Source organism: Vibrio rhodolitus (assembly GCF_003350325.1).
Lineage (GTDB): Bacteria > Pseudomonadota > Gammaproteobacteria > Enterobacterales > Vibrionaceae > Vibrio > Vibrio rhodolitus.
Genome location: NZ_QLYZ01000006.1, coordinates 88,907 through 108,010, shown reverse-complemented (window position 1 = coordinate 108,010; position 19,104 = coordinate 88,907). Strand labels below are relative to the sequence as shown.

General features: G+C 44.6%; 16 protein-coding genes and 1 tRNA gene. 10 read left to right on the top strand and 7 right to left on the bottom strand.

All coding sequences use genetic code 11. The features are described from left to right. Nucleotides 1–79 precede the first annotated feature (79 nt). Together DPF93_RS08380 and DPF93_RS08375 are read left to right on the top strand one after the other, a co-directional pair. A complete protein-coding gene (locus DPF93_RS08380) occupies nt 80–997 on the top strand; it encodes a LysR family transcriptional regulator (RefSeq protein WP_114765756.1) in 918 nt (305 codons plus the stop codon). Nucleotides 998–1,073: 76 nt separating this feature from the next. After that, nucleotides 1,074–1,550 (top strand): peroxiredoxin, encoded by a 477-nt coding sequence (locus DPF93_RS08375; protein WP_114765755.1) that lies wholly within the window; start codon nt 1,074–1,076, stop codon nt 1,548–1,550. Nucleotides 1,551–2,023: 473 nt separating this feature from the next. Here DPF93_RS08375 and DPF93_RS08370 read toward each other — a convergent pair whose 3' ends face one another. After that, the gene (locus DPF93_RS08370; RefSeq protein ID WP_114765754.1) at nt 2,024–2,404 is read right to left on the bottom strand and encodes a hypothetical protein; all 381 of its coding nucleotides are present in this window, start codon (nt 2,402–2,404) and stop codon (nt 2,024–2,026) included. 286 nt (nt 2,405–2,690) lie between these two features. On the opposite strand from DPF93_RS08370, the gene DPF93_RS08365 reads away from it, so the two are divergent. From DPF93_RS08365 to DPF93_RS08350, 3 genes are all read left to right on the top strand, one after another. Next, nucleotides 2,691–3,953: a cyclic di-GMP phosphodiesterase gene (locus tag DPF93_RS08365; protein ID WP_114765753.1), complete on the top strand. Its 1,263-nt coding sequence runs from the start codon at nt 2,691–2,693 to the stop codon at nt 3,951–3,953. 768 nt (nt 3,954–4,721) lie between these two features. Next, on the top strand, nt 4,722–6,164 hold the full coding sequence (locus DPF93_RS08355; RefSeq protein WP_114765751.1) for an SNIPE associated domain-containing protein: 1,443 nt from the start codon (nt 4,722–4,724) through the stop codon (nt 6,162–6,164). Between the two features lie 128 nt (nt 6,165–6,292). Then, complete coding sequence (locus tag DPF93_RS08350; RefSeq protein ID WP_114765750.1) at nt 6,293–7,249, top strand: hypothetical protein; 957 nt, start codon at nt 6,293–6,295, stop codon at nt 7,247–7,249. Nucleotides 7,250–7,489: 240 nt separating this feature from the next. Here DPF93_RS08350 and DPF93_RS08345 read toward each other — a convergent pair. Continuing rightward, a tRNA-Arg gene (locus DPF93_RS08345) sits at nt 7,490–7,566 on the bottom strand. 202 nt (nt 7,567–7,768) lie between these two features. Here DPF93_RS08345 and folD point away from each other — a divergent pair. After that, complete coding sequence (gene folD / locus DPF93_RS08340; protein WP_114765749.1) at nt 7,769–8,629, top strand: bifunctional methylenetetrahydrofolate dehydrogenase/methenyltetrahydrofolate cyclohydrolase FolD; 861 nt, start codon at nt 7,769–7,771, stop codon at nt 8,627–8,629. Nucleotides 8,630–8,829: 200 nt separating this feature from the next. Here folD and DPF93_RS08335 read toward each other — a convergent pair whose 3' ends face one another. The 4 genes from DPF93_RS08335 to DPF93_RS08320 form a co-directional block, all read right to left on the bottom strand. After that, nucleotides 8,830–10,029 (bottom strand): NupC/NupG family nucleoside CNT transporter, encoded by a 1,200-nt coding sequence (locus DPF93_RS08335; protein WP_114765748.1) that lies wholly within the window; start codon nt 10,027–10,029, stop codon nt 8,830–8,832. A 211-nt stretch (nt 10,030–10,240) separates the two neighbouring features. Continuing rightward, the gene (locus DPF93_RS08330; protein ID WP_114765747.1) at nt 10,241–11,188 is read right to left on the bottom strand and encodes a LysR family transcriptional regulator; all 948 of its coding nucleotides are present in this window, start codon (nt 11,186–11,188) and stop codon (nt 10,241–10,243) included. Between the two features lie 64 nt (nt 11,189–11,252). After that, complete coding sequence (locus tag DPF93_RS08325) at nt 11,253–12,221, bottom strand: lytic murein transglycosylase (protein ID WP_114765746.1); 969 nt, start codon at nt 12,219–12,221, stop codon at nt 11,253–11,255. 25 nt (nt 12,222–12,246) lie between these two features. Next, a complete protein-coding gene (locus DPF93_RS08320; protein WP_114765745.1) occupies nt 12,247–12,528 on the bottom strand; it encodes a YcgL domain-containing protein in 282 nt (93 codons plus the stop codon). 181 nt (nt 12,529–12,709) lie between these two features. Here DPF93_RS08320 and minC point away from each other — a divergent pair, with 181 nt between their 5' ends. Genes minC through minE form a run of 3 tightly spaced genes read left to right on the top strand, consistent with a single transcriptional unit; the run spans nt 12,710 to nt 14,474 of the window. After that, entirely contained in the window at nt 12,710–13,372 is a 663-nt protein-coding gene (gene minC / locus DPF93_RS08315) for a septum site-determining protein MinC (protein WP_114765744.1), read from the top strand. 19 nt (nt 13,373–13,391) lie between these two features. After that, entirely contained in the window at nt 13,392–14,204 is an 813-nt protein-coding gene (gene minD / locus DPF93_RS08310) for a septum site-determining protein MinD (protein WP_114765743.1), read from the top strand. Nucleotides 14,205–14,210: 6 nt separating this feature from the next. Continuing rightward, nucleotides 14,211–14,474 (top strand): cell division topological specificity factor MinE, encoded by a 264-nt coding sequence (gene minE, locus DPF93_RS08305; RefSeq protein WP_075649271.1) that lies wholly within the window; start codon nt 14,211–14,213, stop codon nt 14,472–14,474. Between the two features lie 597 nt (nt 14,475–15,071). Here the strand turns inward: minE and adhE are convergent. Further along, entirely contained in the window at nt 15,072–17,765 is a 2,694-nt protein-coding gene (adhE, locus tag DPF93_RS08300) for a bifunctional acetaldehyde-CoA/alcohol dehydrogenase (protein ID WP_114765742.1), read from the bottom strand. 653 nt (nt 17,766–18,418) lie between these two features. Between adhE and DPF93_RS08295 the strand changes: the two genes are divergently transcribed. Further along, a complete protein-coding gene (locus tag DPF93_RS08295; protein WP_114765741.1) occupies nt 18,419–19,060 on the top strand; it encodes a YchE family NAAT transporter in 642 nt (213 codons plus the stop codon). The last annotated feature ends 44 nt before the right edge of the window (nt 19,061–19,104 follow it).

The window sequence follows — 19,104 nt, the reverse complement described above, 5'->3', positions numbered from 1 at the left end:
ATTAACAATATATGGTATATATACTTTCCATAACCAAAATAGATTGCATGACAAAATCACAACATGGTTGGTGAGCAAAATGGACTTAAAACGGCTGCAATATTTCCATCAGTTAGCAAAGACGGGCAATTTCACCAAAGCGGCGGATCAGCTTGGTATCGCTCAATCAGCATTGAGTACCAGTATTAAAAAACTCGAGCAACATACCGGCTTAAAACTGATTAACCGCACTGAACGACAGATGAGTTTAACCGCCGAAGGGCAAGTGTTGCTGCGACATGCCAAAATCATTTTGGAGGATGTCGAGCAAGCAGAGAAAGAACTGCAAGAGTTAAAAGGACTCACCAGCGGGACAATTAGCTTTGGTGCTTCTGCGATGTTGGCGTCTTATTTTCTGCCTGATGCGCTTGAAAAATTCAAAAAAGCTTACCCGGGCATCCAGATAAAAATTCAAGAAGCGGGCACGGCGACCCTTGAGCAAATGCTGATCAACGGTGAGCTTGATTTGGCGCTGATCCGCGGTGACCGCGAGCATGAACAGATCCGGCGGATCTTTTTAGCCGAAGACCACATCTCTGCCTGCGTACCTAGCCACCACCCTTTTGCCACCAGACAAAGCGTGACACTGGATGAGTTTTGCCAGCAACCTTTGGTGCTATTTAAAAATGGCTACTTTTTGCGTGAAGCGGTTAACAGCTATTGCCATCGGCATAAAATCAAACCTGATGTTCATTTTGAAACCAACTTGCCTGAGCTTTTGAAATCGATGGTGAAAAGAGAAATCGGCATTGGTACTTGTTTGCCGGTTTTGGTTGCCAATGATCCGCAACTAAGAGCGATACCCTTTGAGCCAGCCATACCACTCAAACTGGGAATTGGTTGGAAGTCGAGTCACTACCTCTCTTCGGCAGCAAAAGCATTTGTGGATTTTTTGCAGCAAACGATCCAACAGCAAACCCAAAACGTAAACGCTACTCAGCTAACTAATAAACATTAACCCTATTTTCTCTCGGTGGTTACATAAGCTATCAGCCACTACACTGACTAGACATTTGCACAGTAAGGATTCAAACATGATTCAACAAGGACAAGCACTGCCAGAGGCAACCCTGAGCCAATTGACCAAAGATGGCATGGTAAACCACTCAACTGGCGAGCTGTTTGCCAATAAAAAAGTAGTGCTATTTGCCGTACCTGGCGCGTTTACCCCAACCTGCTCAGAAGCGCATTTACCTGGCTATGTGGTATTAGCCGACCAGCTAAAAGCCAAAGGCGTAGATATGATTGCGTGTGTCAGCGTTAACGATGCGTTTGTTATGAAAGCGTGGGGCGAAACACAAAACGCCGAAGAAATTGCCATGCTCGCTGATGGTGATGGCAGCTTTACCAAGGCGCTGGGCTTAGAGATGGATACCGCAACCTTTGGCGGCATTCGTTCACAGCGCTACGCGATGATCATCGAAAACGGCGTGGTCACCACCCTTAATGTCGAAGCACCAAAAGAGTTTGAAGTCAGCAAAGCAGAAGCAATTCTAGCGGCTTTAGGCTAACTATCTAAACCCAGTGAAACAGACTGTTTAAGGTGGTGTGATTGCACCACTTTTTTTGGGTGATATATCCAGATGGCCAGTAAATAAGCATCTAAATTTGAAGAAAAGATGCTCGAATCGACTAGGAAGACAAACTTTAAGCCCAAAGCCACTTGCGATCCCTAAAGAAACCTAATCACTAGGGAAAAATTCAGGACGAATTTTAAGGTTTTCAGCGTCGGGAACGCTTAAAACCGACCGGACAACACCCAAGAAAATAAAGCGCCTTTCTGATTACTCCATCCTCGGAACCTTAGCCAAGACAAAGAGTAATTGGACCGCTCACACAAAACTCAAGAAAAGCACCAAAGTCATCAGCGGGACATACAGCCCATACCAACTAACAATCAAAAAAAGACGTTAACCAGAACCCTCCGGTTAACGTCCAATTTCAAACTCGCCTTGATAAGTCTCAAAAAAGACTCAGTGCGGAGTTACTCTTCCTCAACACCACAATCACTGCAGCTTTGTAGCGCAATTTCATGCTCAAATACGGCTTTATCGTTACCTTCTGTCAGTAACTCAGCGATTTCATCCGCCACTTCTTGCTCATCTTCCGCTTCGACATCATTTGCTAGCTCTTCTTCTGAGTAGCCGTAGAAGTTCAGCAATAGGTAGTCGCGAGCTTCTTCTTTTGTACAAGTTACATTAACTGACAGATCTGCCTCTACGTTACCTTGCTCAATAATTGCTGCCACTTGCGCTAAGACATCTTCTTTCATCGCTGGAGTTAACCAACCAAGATCAGTGCTTACGGTCGTTTTAGTACAGTTGTAGCAAGGCAGTTGATGAAAATAGTATTGAAAATCAGTCATAAGTCATTTCTTCTTTGTATGTTGTATAGCGAGATTATGCGCCTTTTCTAGCAAATTACTATCCCTATCCAATCGGGGTTTTGCGCCTGTATTGACGCCAGCATGGTTCGTCTCGCCAAACAAATTTACAAACTGCGCCAGATTGAGATAGAAACATCACTTATTCAAAACTCTCACCTTGCCAAAAGCTTGAATACAAGGCATTAATGGCGGCAAGAATACCAGCCGCTAAAACTCGCTTAAAGCGAGCGGCAAACCTGTTGTTAGTTTTTGATTTGAAAAGAATATGAAAGTAAGACTAGACATAAAGCAATTGCAGATTGGACATTATGTACATCTCCCGCTGAGTTGGGGAAAACATCCTTTCTTACTCAACGCTTTTAAAATCAAAACCAATGAACAGCTCGCGATTATCAAGCAGCTTGGTTTAAACAGCGTCACAATCAATGCGCTAAAAAGTGACGTATTTGATTCGCCAGTTGACACAGAAGAGGCAGCAAACGTCATCGCTGCTGAAACGGAAAGCGAGCTTGCGCCGATCGCTAGCCAAGCGCTCGATGAGATGTGGTCAAAAAAGCAAGAAGGTCGCCAGCAATTAGCGGCAATTGAAGAGCGTATCCACCGCTCTAAAGAAGCCTTCGCCAATACACTCAACGACGTGCAAGAGATCTTTGAGTTGGATAAATCCAACCAAAGCCCCACGATTAGTAACGCGTTGGCGATTGTCAGCTTTATCTACAAGAACATTAGCAGTGAGAGTGGCAGTGCGATTCACCTAATGAACGATTCGGTGGGTTACAGTCGGCTACATTACCATTCGCTAAATGTTTCTCTGCTATCGGTATTAATTTGCCAAGCTAAGGGCTTTACCCCAAAGCAGTGCCAGTTGGTCGCTTTTTCCGGTTTATACCATGATATTGGTAAAACTCAATTGCCCTTGAGCCTACTCTCGACGCCAGAACCAACCGAAGCCAGTGAGATAAAACGCCTTCACTCCCATTTAGACAAGAGCCTACAAATTAGCGCCAAAATCCCTAAATTTCCTGAAGCAGCGCTCAAACTGATTGGGCAGCACCACGAAAGGAATGACGGTTCAGGTTACCCGAAAGGCTTGCGCAAGGATGAGATTCATCAGCTATCGCGCATCCTTATTTTAGCCAATGCCTACGATAACCTATGTAATGGAATAGAAAGCAAGAGTTGCCCGCATGATGCGCTCACGTACTTATACAATAAGTGCCGCGACCAACATGATGTGCAAGACATCATGGCACTGATTCGAGTGGTTGGGGTTTATCCGCCAGGGACGTTAGTTGAACTCTCTGATCAGCAGATTGGTGTGGTGGTATCTACCAACCAAGAGAATCGCCTCAGCCCATTTATTTTGGTGTATGACCAAAATGTACCGCGAGACCAAGCGGCGATTATCAATATTGGTGAGTTTGGGTTAAGCATTAATAAAGTATTGAATGACCGAGAGTTAACTCTAGATCAGTACCATTATTTGAATCCATCGTCGCAATCGACTTACTTTATTGATGTGGAGTAGATCCTTTTAGCGCTTATGCAGGTATGTCCCGCTTAATACTCTGCCGATCTCTTTCCCCTTGCTGCACGCGGTCCAATTACTCTTTGCCTTGCCAAAGAGTAATCAGAAAAGCGCTTTTGCTCGCGGGCGTTGTCCGGTCGGTTTTAGGCGTTCCCGACGCCGAAAACCTTAAAATTCTTCCTGAATTTTTACCTAGAGTGGTGTTTATCTTTAGTTGTTCGAAAGGCTTCTCTGAAACCGAAGTTGTTCTAACTTGGTTTTGCCCCCGAATCGTTTAGAGCCTGTACTTTATAAGAGTGAGGCAACCGGCATTTACCCTACTAAAAGTAATCACTTCCCCCTTGCAACACCTAAAAATATTCCATCTGTTTGATATATCTACCAGTTGCACATATTTGATTGTGCTAGCATCCGAAAGTCAGAATTACACCACTTCAAAGGAGGAACCCCTTGGCTAGACGAGGTAGTGGTTTACGAACCGCTTTAAAGGTTGTTAAGGCTATAGATCGAGCCAACAAGCAAGCTGCTCGTGAATCCCAACGCAGGCAAAAAGCTCGTGAGCGAGCGCATGCTCAGGCAGTAAGAGAGCACGAGAGAGGAGAACGGGAAGCGCAGCGTGAATTACAGAGGCAAGTAAGGCTAAAGAAGTCAGCAGCAAAACAGGCTTTTAAAGACGCAGTAGCTAGCGCCGCAGAGGAGTATCAGGATAGATGCGAAGAGCGAGCAGCATTAAGGAAGCAATTCATACAAGAGGTCCTAAAGTAATCAATGGATAATAATTTACTGATGTTGGCAGGCTTTTCATTAGTAGCTGTCGTATTAACTTACATTCTAACTAAACGATCAGCCGATAAGAAAATAGAGCAATTCAAGTCACTAGATGAAGCTCTAACAAAAACAAAAGAAGAATACGATTCTGCATGTATAAGCCGAGAATCAATAATTGCTGCCAATGAAACGGCAAAACGAGAACTCGAAAAAGTCAATGAAGAAACTGCCGAACTCCAGGCTTTGAAAGGACAAGATGACGCACTAAAACAAAGTATTCAGGAGCAAAAAGCACTTTTGGATTCCGCCAAATCAACATTGGACGAGCTTAACTCCAGCATTGATAAAGGCGAACTTGATCTAGAGGAGTTAATGGGCGATATCGATTTATATTCAAGACTTGATGAATACACTGCTCATGGTCATTTTGAAATGCCGCAGTACCTGTACGAGACATCGACTCGATTTGCTGAAGAGATCAAGGATGTTAGACAGCAACAAAAAGACATGATCAAAGACAAAACCGCGATTACTTTCCCAGAGTCGACGGTTATATCTAACGACAAGTCATTCAATAATAAAATTCTAAATGGTCAGATTAAGCTCATGCTTACTGCTTTTAATATTGAATGTGACCTACTTATCGGCAAAGTGTCTCCAAGTTCGTTTGGGCGCACTCTAGAACGTATAGAAAAGCTTGCCAATACACTAGAAAAGTCAGCAGCGACATTAGAATGCGGATTCGATATAGATTACATCGAACTTAAGTTCGAAGAGTGTAAGCTTCAATACCAATATACACTTAAAAAACAGGAAGAAGTCGCTGAGCAGAAGCTTATTAAAGAGCAGATCCGTGAAGAGCAACGAGCAATAAAAGAGTTTGAAAAAGCAATTGCAGATGCAGAGAAAGAAGAAAAAATGTACCGTAATCTTCTTGATAAAGCACAGCGAGAGCTTGCTAAGGCTACTGATCAAGACCGCTCTGAAATGGAACAACGCATCGCAATCCTCGAGCAACAACTTGCTGAAGCTGAAGCCAAAGAACAGCGAGCTAAGAGTATGGCAGAGCAAACCCGTAAAGGGCATATCTACGTGATTAGCAATATCGGATCGTTTGGTGAAGATGTTTACAAAATCGGTCTTACTCGCCGCCTAGAGCCTATGGACAGGGTTAAAGAACTAGGTGATGCAAGTGTACCGTTCCCATTTGACGTACATGCCATGATTTACACGGATGATGCTCCAGCTCTTGAAACAGCACTACACCGCGAATTCAATTCTAAGCGTGTAAACGCTGTAAACCTTCGTAAAGAGTTCTTTAATGTCGACCTTGCATCCATCCAAGAAGCCGTAGAAAAGATAGCTGGAATAGAAGCCGAATTTAAAATGACTGCTTTAGCTGAGGATTACTATGAAAGCTTGAGATTAAGTGAAGCAGCATAAAGTGGAAATGCACAGAGCTAGCTGCCGTAGCTAGCTCAATTCTGCCCCGAAACGATTGGTAGCAACATAGGTGGAATATAAGCATGGACAAAGTCCATTTATAAAGCGTTAGCGGTACAAGGAGGCTTATGAGTATCTTAAAAAATGCAGTAGATTCAATAGCCATTGGGTTAGAAGACTTTGAGTCAGATGATAAGCGAAGAATAATATCTTCTACTAGAAACATATTTGCTGGAATATTGCTTTTATTTAAATATCGTCTTTGTGAACTTAGCCCTGAAGATTCGGATGAAGCTTTAATCAAACAAAAAGTATTACCAGCAATTGACGCAACTGGCGCTGTAAATTGGATTGGTCAAGGTAAAAAGACTGTTGATGTTCAAAATATTAAAGATAGGTTTAAGTCTCTGGGCATAAAAGTTGATTGGCAAAGACTAGAACGAATTAACAAGTATAGAAATGATATTGAGCATTACTATAGCACTATGAATCACGAATCCGTTCAACAGTTAGTTTCTGATTCTTTTATTATCATTCGTAACTTCATTGCCGAGCAACTTAATACAGATCCAAAAGAACTATTGGGTGAAGAATATTGGAAAGTAATGGTCGAGGTAAACGAAGTTTACGAGCAAGAAAAGGCAGCTTGTGAACTATCCCTAGAAACGCTGACGTATGTTTCAGGTACTATCTTAGACGCTTTCAAAAAGTATCAATGCCAAGAGTGTGGTTCTGGATTAATTGAAGCTCAATATACTGATGTAGAAGCTTTGGAAGCCAACTTTAAGTGTCGTTCATGCGGACATTCAGAACATTACGAAGAATTGTCGGATAAGGCTCTAGCGGAGTATTTTGCTGCTGACTTTTATTTAGCTCATACTGATGGTAACGATGTTCCTACGGTAGATTGCCCATCATGTTATCAAGGTACTTACTTGATAGAAGAGGGTATCTGTTCAATATGTGGCTTTACAGCAGCTTCGTCATGCATACGGTGTGGTGGCAATATTCCTCCTGAGGAAATTTCTGAGTCTGATATGTGTGGTTACTGTTCATACATGACAGATAAAATCATGCGCGAGTAGCACTACTAACAAGTGTTTAGACTTTCAAGGTACCTTTTCTAATCTGATACTAGCGTGTTAGAGCATCTGATCTAACACGTTAATGTCCAAATCAAAGTCAGTGACACCAGTTCACTTGATGGGCTGCTGAGGTATGACACCAGCTGAAAGGATAAGAGTTTAAACGTGGAACCACCGAAGCGTCGCCGAAAAGCAAAAGCCCCGACAACTCATTGAGTTATCGGGGCTTTCTTGAATTAATGGCACGCCCTGTAGGATTCGAACCTACGACCACATCCTTAGAAGGGACGTGCTCTATCCAGCTGAGCTAAGGGCGCGCTACAGGGACAGGATTATACGAGTTAGAACGCTTAACACAAGGGGTTTTCGTAACATTCTGATCTGAATGCTTAAAAAAAATGCATCATTTAGCTTATTGAGCAAAAACACCACGAAGCAAACGTTTGCTTATAGAAGTTCGTCAAATTTTTTGCGACAATGCACCGCGTATTTCTCGCCATTCAATTGTGAAGGAAAGTCATGACAGCTCAAAACATAGATGGGACGTTAATATCGCAAACAGTGCGATCTGAAGTTGCAGCACGAGTAAAAGCACGCAAGGAAGCAGGCTTACGTGCACCGGGCTTAGCCGTAGTGCTTGTTGGTGAAGACCCTGCCTCTCAGGTTTATGTAGGTAGTAAGCGTAGAGCATGTGAAGAAGTAGGCTTTGTCTCAAAGTCGTTCGATCTTCCTGCGACTACGACTGAAGAAGAACTGCTTAGCCTGATTGATGAACTGAATGGTGATGCTGAGATCGATGGCATTCTGGTACAGCTTCCGCTGCCAGCCGGCATTGATACCACGCACGTATTAGAACGAATTCATCCAGAGAAAGACGTGGATGGCTTCCACCCATACAACGTCGGTCGTCTCGCGCAGCGTATCCCAAAATTACGCTCTTGCACGCCTAAGGGTATCATTACCCTACTCGACCGCTACAACATCGACCTACGTGGTAAGCACGCGGTTATCGTTGGCGCATCGAACATTGTTGGTCGCCCAATGACGCTTGAATTGCTGCTGGCAGGTTGTACTACTACAACGTGTCACCGCTTTACCAAAGATCTTGAAGGTCACGTGCGCCAAGCTGACGTGGTGGTTGTCGCTGTGGGTAAACCAAATTTTATTCCTGGCGAATGGATTAAGAAAGGCGCTGTGGTCGTTGATGTGGGCATTAACCGCCTTGATACTGGTAAACTGGTCGGCGACGTGGAATATGATAAAGCACGTGAAAACGCGAGCTTTATTACGCCAGTTCCTGGTGGGGTTGGTCCAATGACGGTGGCAAGCTTGATTGAAAATACCATGCTAGCTTGTGAGCAGTTCCATACTGATAAGTAGGTAGAACACGATACCTAGCTACAGATAAACAAAGGGCTGACGATGATCGTCAGCCCTTTTTGTTTTTAATTGAAGATGTAGTCCACGGATTGCTTTAGCGCGTCACTCTCAACTCCTGAAGTTAGCCGTAAGCCGAACGTTCCGTGCGCTCAGCACTCCGGCATCCGTAAGCGAGGTTTTCACCTCGCGTTCCGTACACCTTAAAGACTCAGAATTACGCCCGCAAGTGATGCGCTCATCAAGTTTGCCATTACGCCAGCAGCGATGGCACGGAAACCGTATTTCGAGATAAATGTACGCTTTTCTGGTACTACGCTACCTAGACCACCAATTAGCATAGCCATGCTTGAGATATTAGCAAAGCCACATAGAGCGAACGTTACGATAGCTTGTGAGTGCTCACTTAGTAATGGTTTTGCTTCGATAAGCTGAATAAACGCCACGAATTCGTTAACCACAATCTTGTTACCAATTAAAGAGCCAGCAACAGTCGCTTCACTCCATGGCACGCCTAGTAGCCAAGCGATTGGTGCAAATACGTAACCTAGAATTAGTTCAAAACTTAAGTTGTAACCAAAGATGCTACCAACCCAGCCCAATAGACCATTTAGAAGAGCAATCACACTCACGAACGCTAGCAGTGTTGCACCAACTGCAACCGCAATACGTAGACCAGCCATTGCGCCATCCGCTAATGCTTCAACCACATTGGTCGCTTTTGGCGTATCTTCATCTTCAAGTAGCACTTCTGGTTTCACTTCTTCGCTTTCTGGCATCATGATTTTTGCCATCAGCAGACCTGCTGGCGCTGACATAAATGCCGCGGCAATTAGGTAATTAAGCTCTACACCCAATGATGCGTAACCAACCAAAGTACCACCAGCAACCGATGCTAGACCACATGTCATAACAGTAAAGAACTGCGAATCCGTCATGTGTTTTAGGTATGGACGAACCACAAGTGGCGCTTCGATCATACCAACGAAAATGTTTGCTGTAGCAGAAAGAGATTCAGCACGACCGATACCAAGTAGTTTTTGCAGACCACCGCCAATCAGGTTGATCACTTTTGGCATAAGACCGATATGGTACAAGCCAGAGATCAGCGCTGAGAAGAATACGATGATACCTAATACGTTGATTGCAAAAGTGAAGCCACCTGTTGCCAAGCCACCGAATAGGAATGCGATACCTTCTTGACCATAGTTGATAAGGTTAGAAACCGCTGCGGTTACGCTACCTAGCGCTTCTTTACCTGCCGGAACATACAGAACTAGCAATGCGAACGTGATTTGCAGTGCAAACGCCAAAGATACCGTTCGGTAGTTAATATTTTTTCTATTTGTAGATAGTAGCCATGCTGTAAACAGAATCGCCACAATACCAAGGATTGAGTTCATAAAATGAATCCGACAAAAGTGGGGGAACAAGATTGGCGCCGGATAATAACCGCGAAAAAATGAGACGCAAGTCACGTTTGTTGCAAAGTTGTGGTTTTGGGTGGTTGTTTTTAAACCACCAATATAACCATATGTTTTTTAACAGGATAAACGATTGCCAAGCGTAATTATTTCCAAATGGAAAATATGTTTCTGACTTCAGAAATAATAACTAAACGTTTGGTCGGCTGATGTAGGGGGCTAATTGAACATCCCAGTGACAAGGAGAACCAATTTTCTGTTTGATGAAATCAATCACCGCCGATGTCTTTTTCGGCATGTAGTGGCGGCTTGGATACACAGCATAAAATGGCATGCTTTGACTGGCTCGCCACTCAGGCAGCAATTGGATCAACTGACCTTGCTTGAACTCATCACGAATAAGGTAAGTCGCCAAGTAAGCAATGCCCCACCCTGCAACTGCCGCATCACGCACCGCTTCAGCTAAGTCAACCGAGTAGTTACCACTCACTTTAACTGCCAACTGCTGCTCGCTATTGCTAAAGCTCCAGTTGGTGTAGTCACGCTCCCAACTGCGGTAAATCAGACAGTTATGCTCAGCTAACTCTTGCGGATGAGTCGGTGCGGCGTGATGCATTAAGTAATCTGGCGAAGCGGCAACCACAAATTGGCAATCAGCAATTCGCTGCGCAACATAGCCTTCTGGTAGGCGTTCATTATTGGTGATCCACAAGTCGAGCCCTTCTTCGAGCATATCCACTTTGTAGTCAAACAGGTGAACCTCTACCTGCAAATCTGGGTGCTGTGCTCTTAACTCTTGGATGGCTGGAATGATGTGCAGTGTGCCAAATGATTGGGAAAGACCGATTTTCACTAAGCCTTCCACTTCATCACGCTGACTTTCAATCTCGGTTTGCGCTTCGTCGATCGTCAGCACGATTTGTTGGCAGTGACGATAAAAGCGTTCCCCCGCTTCGGTGGCAGTAAAGCTGCGTGTAGTGCGCTGCACCAGCTTAACACCTAACGATTGTTCTAGCAGAGCAAGCTGTTTACTGACGTGCGAAACCGACACCCCTAAGCTTTTTGCCGCTTGGGTAAAGTTCTTATGTTTAAGTAGTGCAGCAAACACCACCATTTGTGCGGCTCGTTCTGAAAGCACAGTCTCTCCTAGAAAAATCGAAGGGGCTCAATGAGCCCCTTTAGTATACGTGTTGATATTCAACTTAATCTAGCATGATACGGTCAGCTAAGTGACTCACCGCCAATGCAAAGTAGTAAGAGCGGTTCCACTTCATCAACACGTTGTAGTTGTTGTAAACCAAGTAAACTCGACCATCGGCTTTATCGGGTGCGGTTAACCACGCTTTGACATCAACGTTAGGTAACGCTTGTCCTTCATAACGAGTAATACCAAGCTTACTCCATTCAGCCAGTGACTTCTCTTTACCTTCCACTCGCCCTTCTAGGTTCATATCAAACCCTTCCGGTAGCTTAACTTGGCGTCCCCAAGTGTAAGTGTCATCCCACCCCGATTGGCTCAGGTAGTTGGCAGTCGATGCAAACACATCGGCTTTGGTGTTCCAGATGTCCTTTTTGCCATCATCGTTACCATCGGCAGCAAAGTTGATAAAAGAGCTTGGCATAAACTGACATTGACCCATAGCGCCAGCCCAAGAGCCTTTCATATCTTCCACTTCGATATGACCTTGGTCGAGAATCGTCAAAGCAGCCATTAGCTCTTTGCGGAAAAACTCTTCACGACGACCATCGTAAGCCATGGTTGAAAGTGCATCGACCACACTGTAGTTGCCCGTAAAGCGACCGAAGTTACTTTCTACGCCCCACAGCGCGACGATAAATCTTGGCTGTACACCGTATTTCTCGCCAATACGAGTTAGCTCAGCTTGGTGCTCTTTATACAGCTCTTTGGCTTGCTTTACTTTCCAATCAGGCACTGCGCGCGGGATGTATTCATCCAACGTCAGGCGTTTTTCCGGTTGGTTGCGATCGGCTTTGACCGCTCGAGGTTTGTAAGTCACCTCAGCAAAAGCAGTGTCGACAATTTGTGGCGAAATGCCTTGTTCTAGCGCTTGTGCTTTTAATCCTTCCACGTACTGATCAAAATCTTTGTCTTGAGCCATCGCGGTTGAACTCAAGGTTAGACCTAATACAACTGACAGTATTTTTTTCACTCTTGCCTCCTTGAGCAACAAATCTTTATTCTGATTTTAGACGCGCTTTTTGTTCTTTGTATTCGTCGAGTAGATTCTTCGGTGGCGGCGGCAATTGCAAGAAAAATCCTTGCTCATTAATCGACTGTTTCACTTTTTCGATATCTACTTGTGCCAATGTGCGACCTTCAAAGTTCACCATCATCACCATAGTAGGTTTACCAAACATTTGCATTAGTTGGTCAGGAACTTGTGAAAAATCGTCTTTTTTTGGCACATAGAGGTAAGCGCCTTCTTTTTTAGCACTTTTGTAAATTGCACAAAGCATGGGTAGCCTTTTATCCATCAATCATTGGGAATGTATTGGTTTTGTCTTTTTTTTTAGCAAAACACACAATTGGCAGCAAGATAACTTGCTGAGCGTATTATGGGAATATAACATGAGACCCCTACTCGCAGGCAACGTCATTTCTGCAACAGCGAATTTCAAATGAGGTCCAAAGTAAAAGATGTCACATACCCCGGATTTGAAAGGTAGTAGTTTTACTTTGTCAGTTTTACACCTTTCTGATAATGATGTTGAAAAAACCATTCATTTTCTGCAGGACAAGGTTGAACATGCTCCCGCGTTCTTTGCATCAGCGCCTGTCGTAATCAATGTCTCTTTAGTTGAAGGTGACATCGATTTCGCTGCACTTAAACAAGGGATTACTGATGTAGGTATGATCCCAGTAGGGGTCGCCGGCAGCAAAGACAAACGAACTCAAAATATGGCTCGTGACGCTGGCTTTGCCATTATGTCAGCCAGTAAGTCACCCGCTCAGGCACCCGCGAAAATGGGACCAACTAAAGTTGTGCGTACTCCAGTGCGCTCTGGGCAACAAATCTATGCCAAAGATGCTGACCTAGTGGTGCTTAACCATGTTAGCGAAGGGGCAGAAGTGATCGCCGATGGCTCAATTCATATTCATGGCACGCTCAGAGGGCGTGCGATTGCGGGCGCAAATGGTAACACTGGCGCTGTGATTGTTTGTAACAAACTCAACGCAGAATTGATGTCGATTGCTGGTCACTATTGGCTTACCGAGCAATTCGCCGAAGAATTTTGGCAACAAAAGGTTTTATTTAGTTTGGAAAATGACTCGCTTAAATTCGAGTTATTGACGATTTAAAGATTATAAGGAATAAAGAATGGCACGCATTATTGTTGTGACGTCAGGTAAAGGCGGTGTAGGTAAAACTACATCGAGTGCGGCGATTGCATCGGGTCTTGCGCTTAAAGGCAAGAAAACAGCCGTGATCGACTTTGATATCGGTCTACGTAACCTGGATTTGATTATGGGCTGTGAGCGTCGCGTAGTGTACGACTTCGTTAACGTGATCAACGGTGAAGCGACACTTAACCAAGCGATGATCAAAGATAAGCGCACTGAGAATCTATTTATTCTGCCAGCTTCGCAAACTCGCGATAAAGATGCGCTAACCAAAGAAGGCGTGAAACGCGTTCTTGATGAGCTAGACGAAATGGGTTTCGACTTCATCATCTGTGATTCACCTGCTGGTATCGAGCAAGGCGCACTGATGGCGCTGTACTTTGCCGATGAAGCGATTGTCACCACTAACCCTGAAGTATCTTCTGTTCGTGACTCAGACCGTATCCTAGGTATTCTTGACTCTAAATCTGTTCGCGCAGAGCAAGGTCTTGAGCCAGTTAAGCAGCACTTACTATTAACTCGCTACAACCCAGCGCGCGTAAACCAAGGTGAGATGCTAAGCGTGGAAGACGTGGAAGAGATCCTACATATTTCTCTACTGGGCGTAATTCCTGAAAGCCAAGCGGTACTAAACGCATCAAACAAAGGTGTGCCGGTGATCTTTGACGAGCAGTCAGATGCAGGCCAAGCTTATTCAGATACTGTTGATCGTCTACTCGGTGAACAAATTGACTTCCGCTTCCTAACTGAGCAGAAGAAAGGGATTTTCAAACGACTATTTGGGGGCTAACAAGGCATGTCATTACTGGAATTTTTCCGTCCACAAAAGAAGACTTCTGCAAACTTAGCCAAGGAACGTTTGCAAATCATCGTTGCCGAGCGTCGCAGCCATGACGATCCAGCACCGTCATACTTGCCGCAGCTTAAAGAAGACATTCTTAAAGTGATCAGTAAGTATGTTGCGATTGATCCTTCAATGGTCGATTTAACGTTTGAACACAAAGATGACGATATCTCAGTGTTAGAACTAAACGTTAAGTTGCCGGATGAAGAGAAGTAGGCATTTTTTCGCTTACTAAAGAGCCGATGCAGATGCATCGGCTTTTTTGTATGCGAATAAATGGAACGCAAAGCGAAGCTTTGCTTCGAGAGACGGGAACGCTTGGCAATGCCTAGCTGCGAGATAGGTAAAGGAATACGGAACGTTTCGCTACGCTCCACTTCGGGATGCGAGAACGCAAAGCCGAGCTTCGCTTCGGGAAAGAAGACGGAACGCTTAAAGCTACTGAACGTTCGGTTTCGCCTCTCTTAGGGAGTCGGGAACACTTGGCAAAGCAAAGCTACGGGAAAAAGCCAGCGGTCAGCTCTACAATCTCGATTCTCATTTCTCGAAGCGTTCCCGGATCTCACCTCTCTAAGCCCAGCCTGCTGCGCGCTCCGTCTTCCATAGCAAAGCATCCGCTTTGCGTTCCATCCTCCCGAAGCCCTGCTTGCAGGGCGTTCTCAAATCCCGCCTCCCGAAGTGCAGCTCTGCTGCACGTTCTGCTTTTTTCTGCAAAGCAGAAAAAAGCCCCCATCTTTCGATGGGGGCTTCGCACCTTTTCCCGAATTAAGGTTACGTGCTAGCGAAAACCTTAGTTCATAACGGAGAAGCTAATTAAGCACCAGCTTTCTCTTTCTTACCTTTTTTCGCTTCTTCTTGGTCTGCTTTCTTCTTGATTACAGTAGTACCTTCGAAAGTTTCACCTTCAACGAAAGCTTTACCGTAGTAAGCAGCAAGTAGAACTTCTTTTAGCTCAGTGATTAGAGGGTAACGTGGGTTCGCACCAGTACATTGGTCATCGAACGCTTCTACCGCTAGTTCATCAATTTTCGCTAGGAAGTCAGCTTCATTTACGCCAGCCGCTTGGATAGACAGTGGAATGTCTAGGTCGCCTTTCAGCTCTTCCAACCATGCTAGTAGACGTTCAATCTTCTGAGCAGTGCGGTCACCAGCTTGGCTTAGGCCTAGGTGGTCAGCAACTTCAGCGTAACGACGACGTGCTTGTGGACGGTCGTATTGAGAGAACGCAGTTTGTTTAGTTGGGTTGTCGTTCGCGTTGTAACGTACCACGTTAGAGATTAGTAGTGCGTTAGCAAGACCGTGTGGTAGGTGGAACTCAGCACCTAGTTTGTGTGCCATTGAGTGACAAACACCTAGGAATGCGTTCGCAAATGCCATACCAGCGATTGTTGCCGCGTTGTGTACTTTCTCACGAGCGATTGGGTCAGCTGCACCGTTCGCGTAGCTTGAAGGTAGGTACTCTTTTAGCATCTTAAGTGCTTGTAGAGCCTGACCGTCAGAGTATTCGTTCGCTAGAACTGATACGTAAGCTTCTAGAGCGTGAGTTACTGCGTCGTAACCACCGAATGCTGTTAGAGACTTAGGCATGTTCATTACTAGGTTCGCGTCTACGATAGCCATTTGAGGTGTTAGTTCGTAGTCAGCTAGTGGGTACTTAGCACCAGTCTCGTCGTCTGTAACAACTGCGAATGGAGTAACTTCTGAACCAGTACCTGAAGTTGTAGTGATACATACAAGTTCAGCTTTTTGACCCATTTTAGGGAACTTGTAGATACGTTTACGGATGTCCATAAAGCGCATTGCTAGTTCTTCGAAGTGAGTCTCTGGGTGCTCGTACATTACCCACATGATCTTAGCTGCATCCATTGGTGAACCACCACCTAGCGCTAGGATTACGTCAGGTTGGAAGCTTTGCATTGCTTCTGCACCTTTCTTAACTACAGATAGCGTTGGGTCAGCTTCAACGTCGAAGAACGTTTGAACTTCCATACCCTGAGCTTTCAGTAGTTTAACAACTTCATCTGAGTAGCCGTTGTTGAATAGGAAACGGTCAGTTACTAGGAATGCGCGTTTCTTACCTTCAAGGTCGCCAAGAGCGATTGGAAGGCTACCACGACGGAAGTAGATAGACTTAGGTAGTTTGTGCCACAACATGTTTTCAGCTCGCTTCGCAACAGTTTTCTTGTTGATTAGGTGCTTAGGACCAACGTTTTCAGAGATAGAGTTACCACCCCATGAACCACAACCTAGCGTTAGAGATGGTGCAACGTTGAAGTTGTAAAGGTCACCGATACCACCGTGAGTAGTCGGGATGTTTACAAGGATACGTGCAGTCTTCATCTTGTCGCCGAAGTAACGGATACGGTCTGCGTTAACGTCTTGGTTAGTGTATAGACCAGATGTGTGACCGATACCGCCGATCTCAACCATTGTTACTGCTTGAGCTACTGCGTCTTCGAAGTTGTCAGCGCGGAATAGACCTAGAGTTGGAGATAGTTTCTCGTGTGCAAATGCGTCATCGTAAGAAACTTTACCTAGACCTTCACCAACTAGAACTTTTGTATCCGCTGGAACTTTAACGCCTGCCATTTCAGCGATTGCTGCTGCTGGCTGACCTACGATTTTCGCGTTTAGGTTGCCGTCGATTAGCAGAACTTTACGAACTTTGTCCGCTTCAGCTTTGTTTAGTACGTATGCTTTGTGAGAAGCAAAACGCTCTTTAACTTCGTCGTATACAGAGTCAACAACGATTGCAGCTTGCTCAGAAGCACATACTACGCCGTTATCGAAAGTCTTAGACATTAGGATAGATGCTACAGCACGTTTGATGTCTGCTGTTTCATCGATAACTACAGGAACGTTACCTGCACCTACACCGATTGCTGGCTTACCAGAAGAGTAAGCTGCTTTAACCATGCCTGGACCACCAGTTGCAAGGATAAGAGCGATACCATCGTGCTTCATAAGAGCGTTTGATAGCTCAACTGAAGGTTGGTCGATCCAACCGATGATGTCTTTTGGTGCGCCTGCTGCTACTGCTGCATCTAGAACTAGTTTAGCTGCGTCGTTAGTAGAGTTTTTCGCACGTGGGTGTGGTGAGAAGATGATACCGTTACGAGTCTTCAGAGAGATTAGAGATTTGAAGATCGCTGTTGATGTTGGGTTAGTAGTTGGAACGATACCGCAGATGATACCTACAGGCTCAGCGATAGTCATTGTGCCTAGGTTGTCGTCTTCTTCAAGAACGCCACACGTTTTTTCGTCTTTGTATTTGTTGTAGATGAACTCAGACGCGAAGTGGTTCTTGATTACTTTATCTTCAACAATACCCATACCAGACTCAGCAACCGCTTGTTGTGCTAGCGGGATACGAGCTTGGTTAGCTGCTAAAGATGCTGCGCGGAAAATTTTGTCTACTTGCTCTTGAGAGTAAGTAGCAAATTCAGCTTGAGCCGCTTTTACGCGTTCTACTAGAGCATCTAGTTCAGCTAAGTTAGTTACAGGCATAGGGAATCTCCTAAAATTAACAAATATTAAAAACTTTTTATTAAGTCTGTTGCTCGTTATTGCTTGAATTCACGCTTGGTGATTCGACTTTCAACACGCTTAGTAAATTGCTTTCAGGGCTGAGTATATTATTTCAAGTTGTGAAAAAAATTGACCTGGATCAGTTCTCGCAATCTAATTAACCCTAAAGTAGTGCTCAAACTCAACAAAACAACATAAACAACTGATAAATATAAAATTATTTAGAAAACAAAAACTGAACAAAAAAGTAGCAATCGAACCAAATTACATAGAAAAAGACAATAATCTGTAAAAAAGTTTCATTTTTCTGCCACACACTTTCATGTAGCTCCCAAAATTTGTGCTACTAGGAGTATATCCCAACCACATTATCTCTCTACAAATCGACATAAATTTTGTTGAAAGTGTGCGAATGTTAACGTTTGTGAAGTTATGGCTGTAACCTCTAAACGCGATGCATAACATTCCTACCCCACTGTCGTTACAACATCACCCAACGATAAGATTTTCTCACTCGTAGCAACCCTTATACGTTAGTTTTTTTCATTCGTTTACTTAGCCGTTTTGCACTACATTATGCGCGCAATTTTACCCCTACTGTTTTTCAACTCTGTGAATCTTTGAGTGCCACTATGCAGACTATCGAGCTCGCTATTTTCTTACAGTTCTTTCTAGGACTGGTTGCTGCGGTTAACCCGCTTGGCATCATGCCAATTTTCGTTTCTTTGACCGGTCACATGACCTTAGAAGAAAAGCGCAAAACTGCTTTAACTGCACACGTTGCAATTGCGAGTATTTTGATCATTTCGTTGATCGGTGGTCAGGTATTGTTGGATATGTTTAGCATTTCACTCGACTCGTTCCGTGTCGTGGGTGGTTTGCTGATCCTGAGCATCGCTTTTTCGATGATGAGTGGTAAGTTAGGTGAAGATAAGCAGAACAACCAAGAAAGAACCGAGTCCATCAGCCGCGAGCAAATTGGTGTAGTGCCACTTGCGATGCCTCTTTTGGCAGGCCCTGGTGCAATCAGTTCTACCATTGTTTACGGCGCGCGTTACCCGAACATGGTCGACACTATCGGTATTGCGCTGACTATCGTGGCATTCTGTTTCTGTTCTTGGCTGCTATACCGTTCAGCACCGTTTATCGTGCGCTTCCTTGGTCAAACGGGTATCAACATCATCACACGTATCATGGGTCTTATCTTAGGTGCGCTGGGTATTGAGTTTATTGCTAACGGTCTACGCGGCTTGTTCCCTGCACTAATGGGCTAATCGTTACGACTGATTCGAGGCGAGCCATCCTGCGGTTAGCCTCA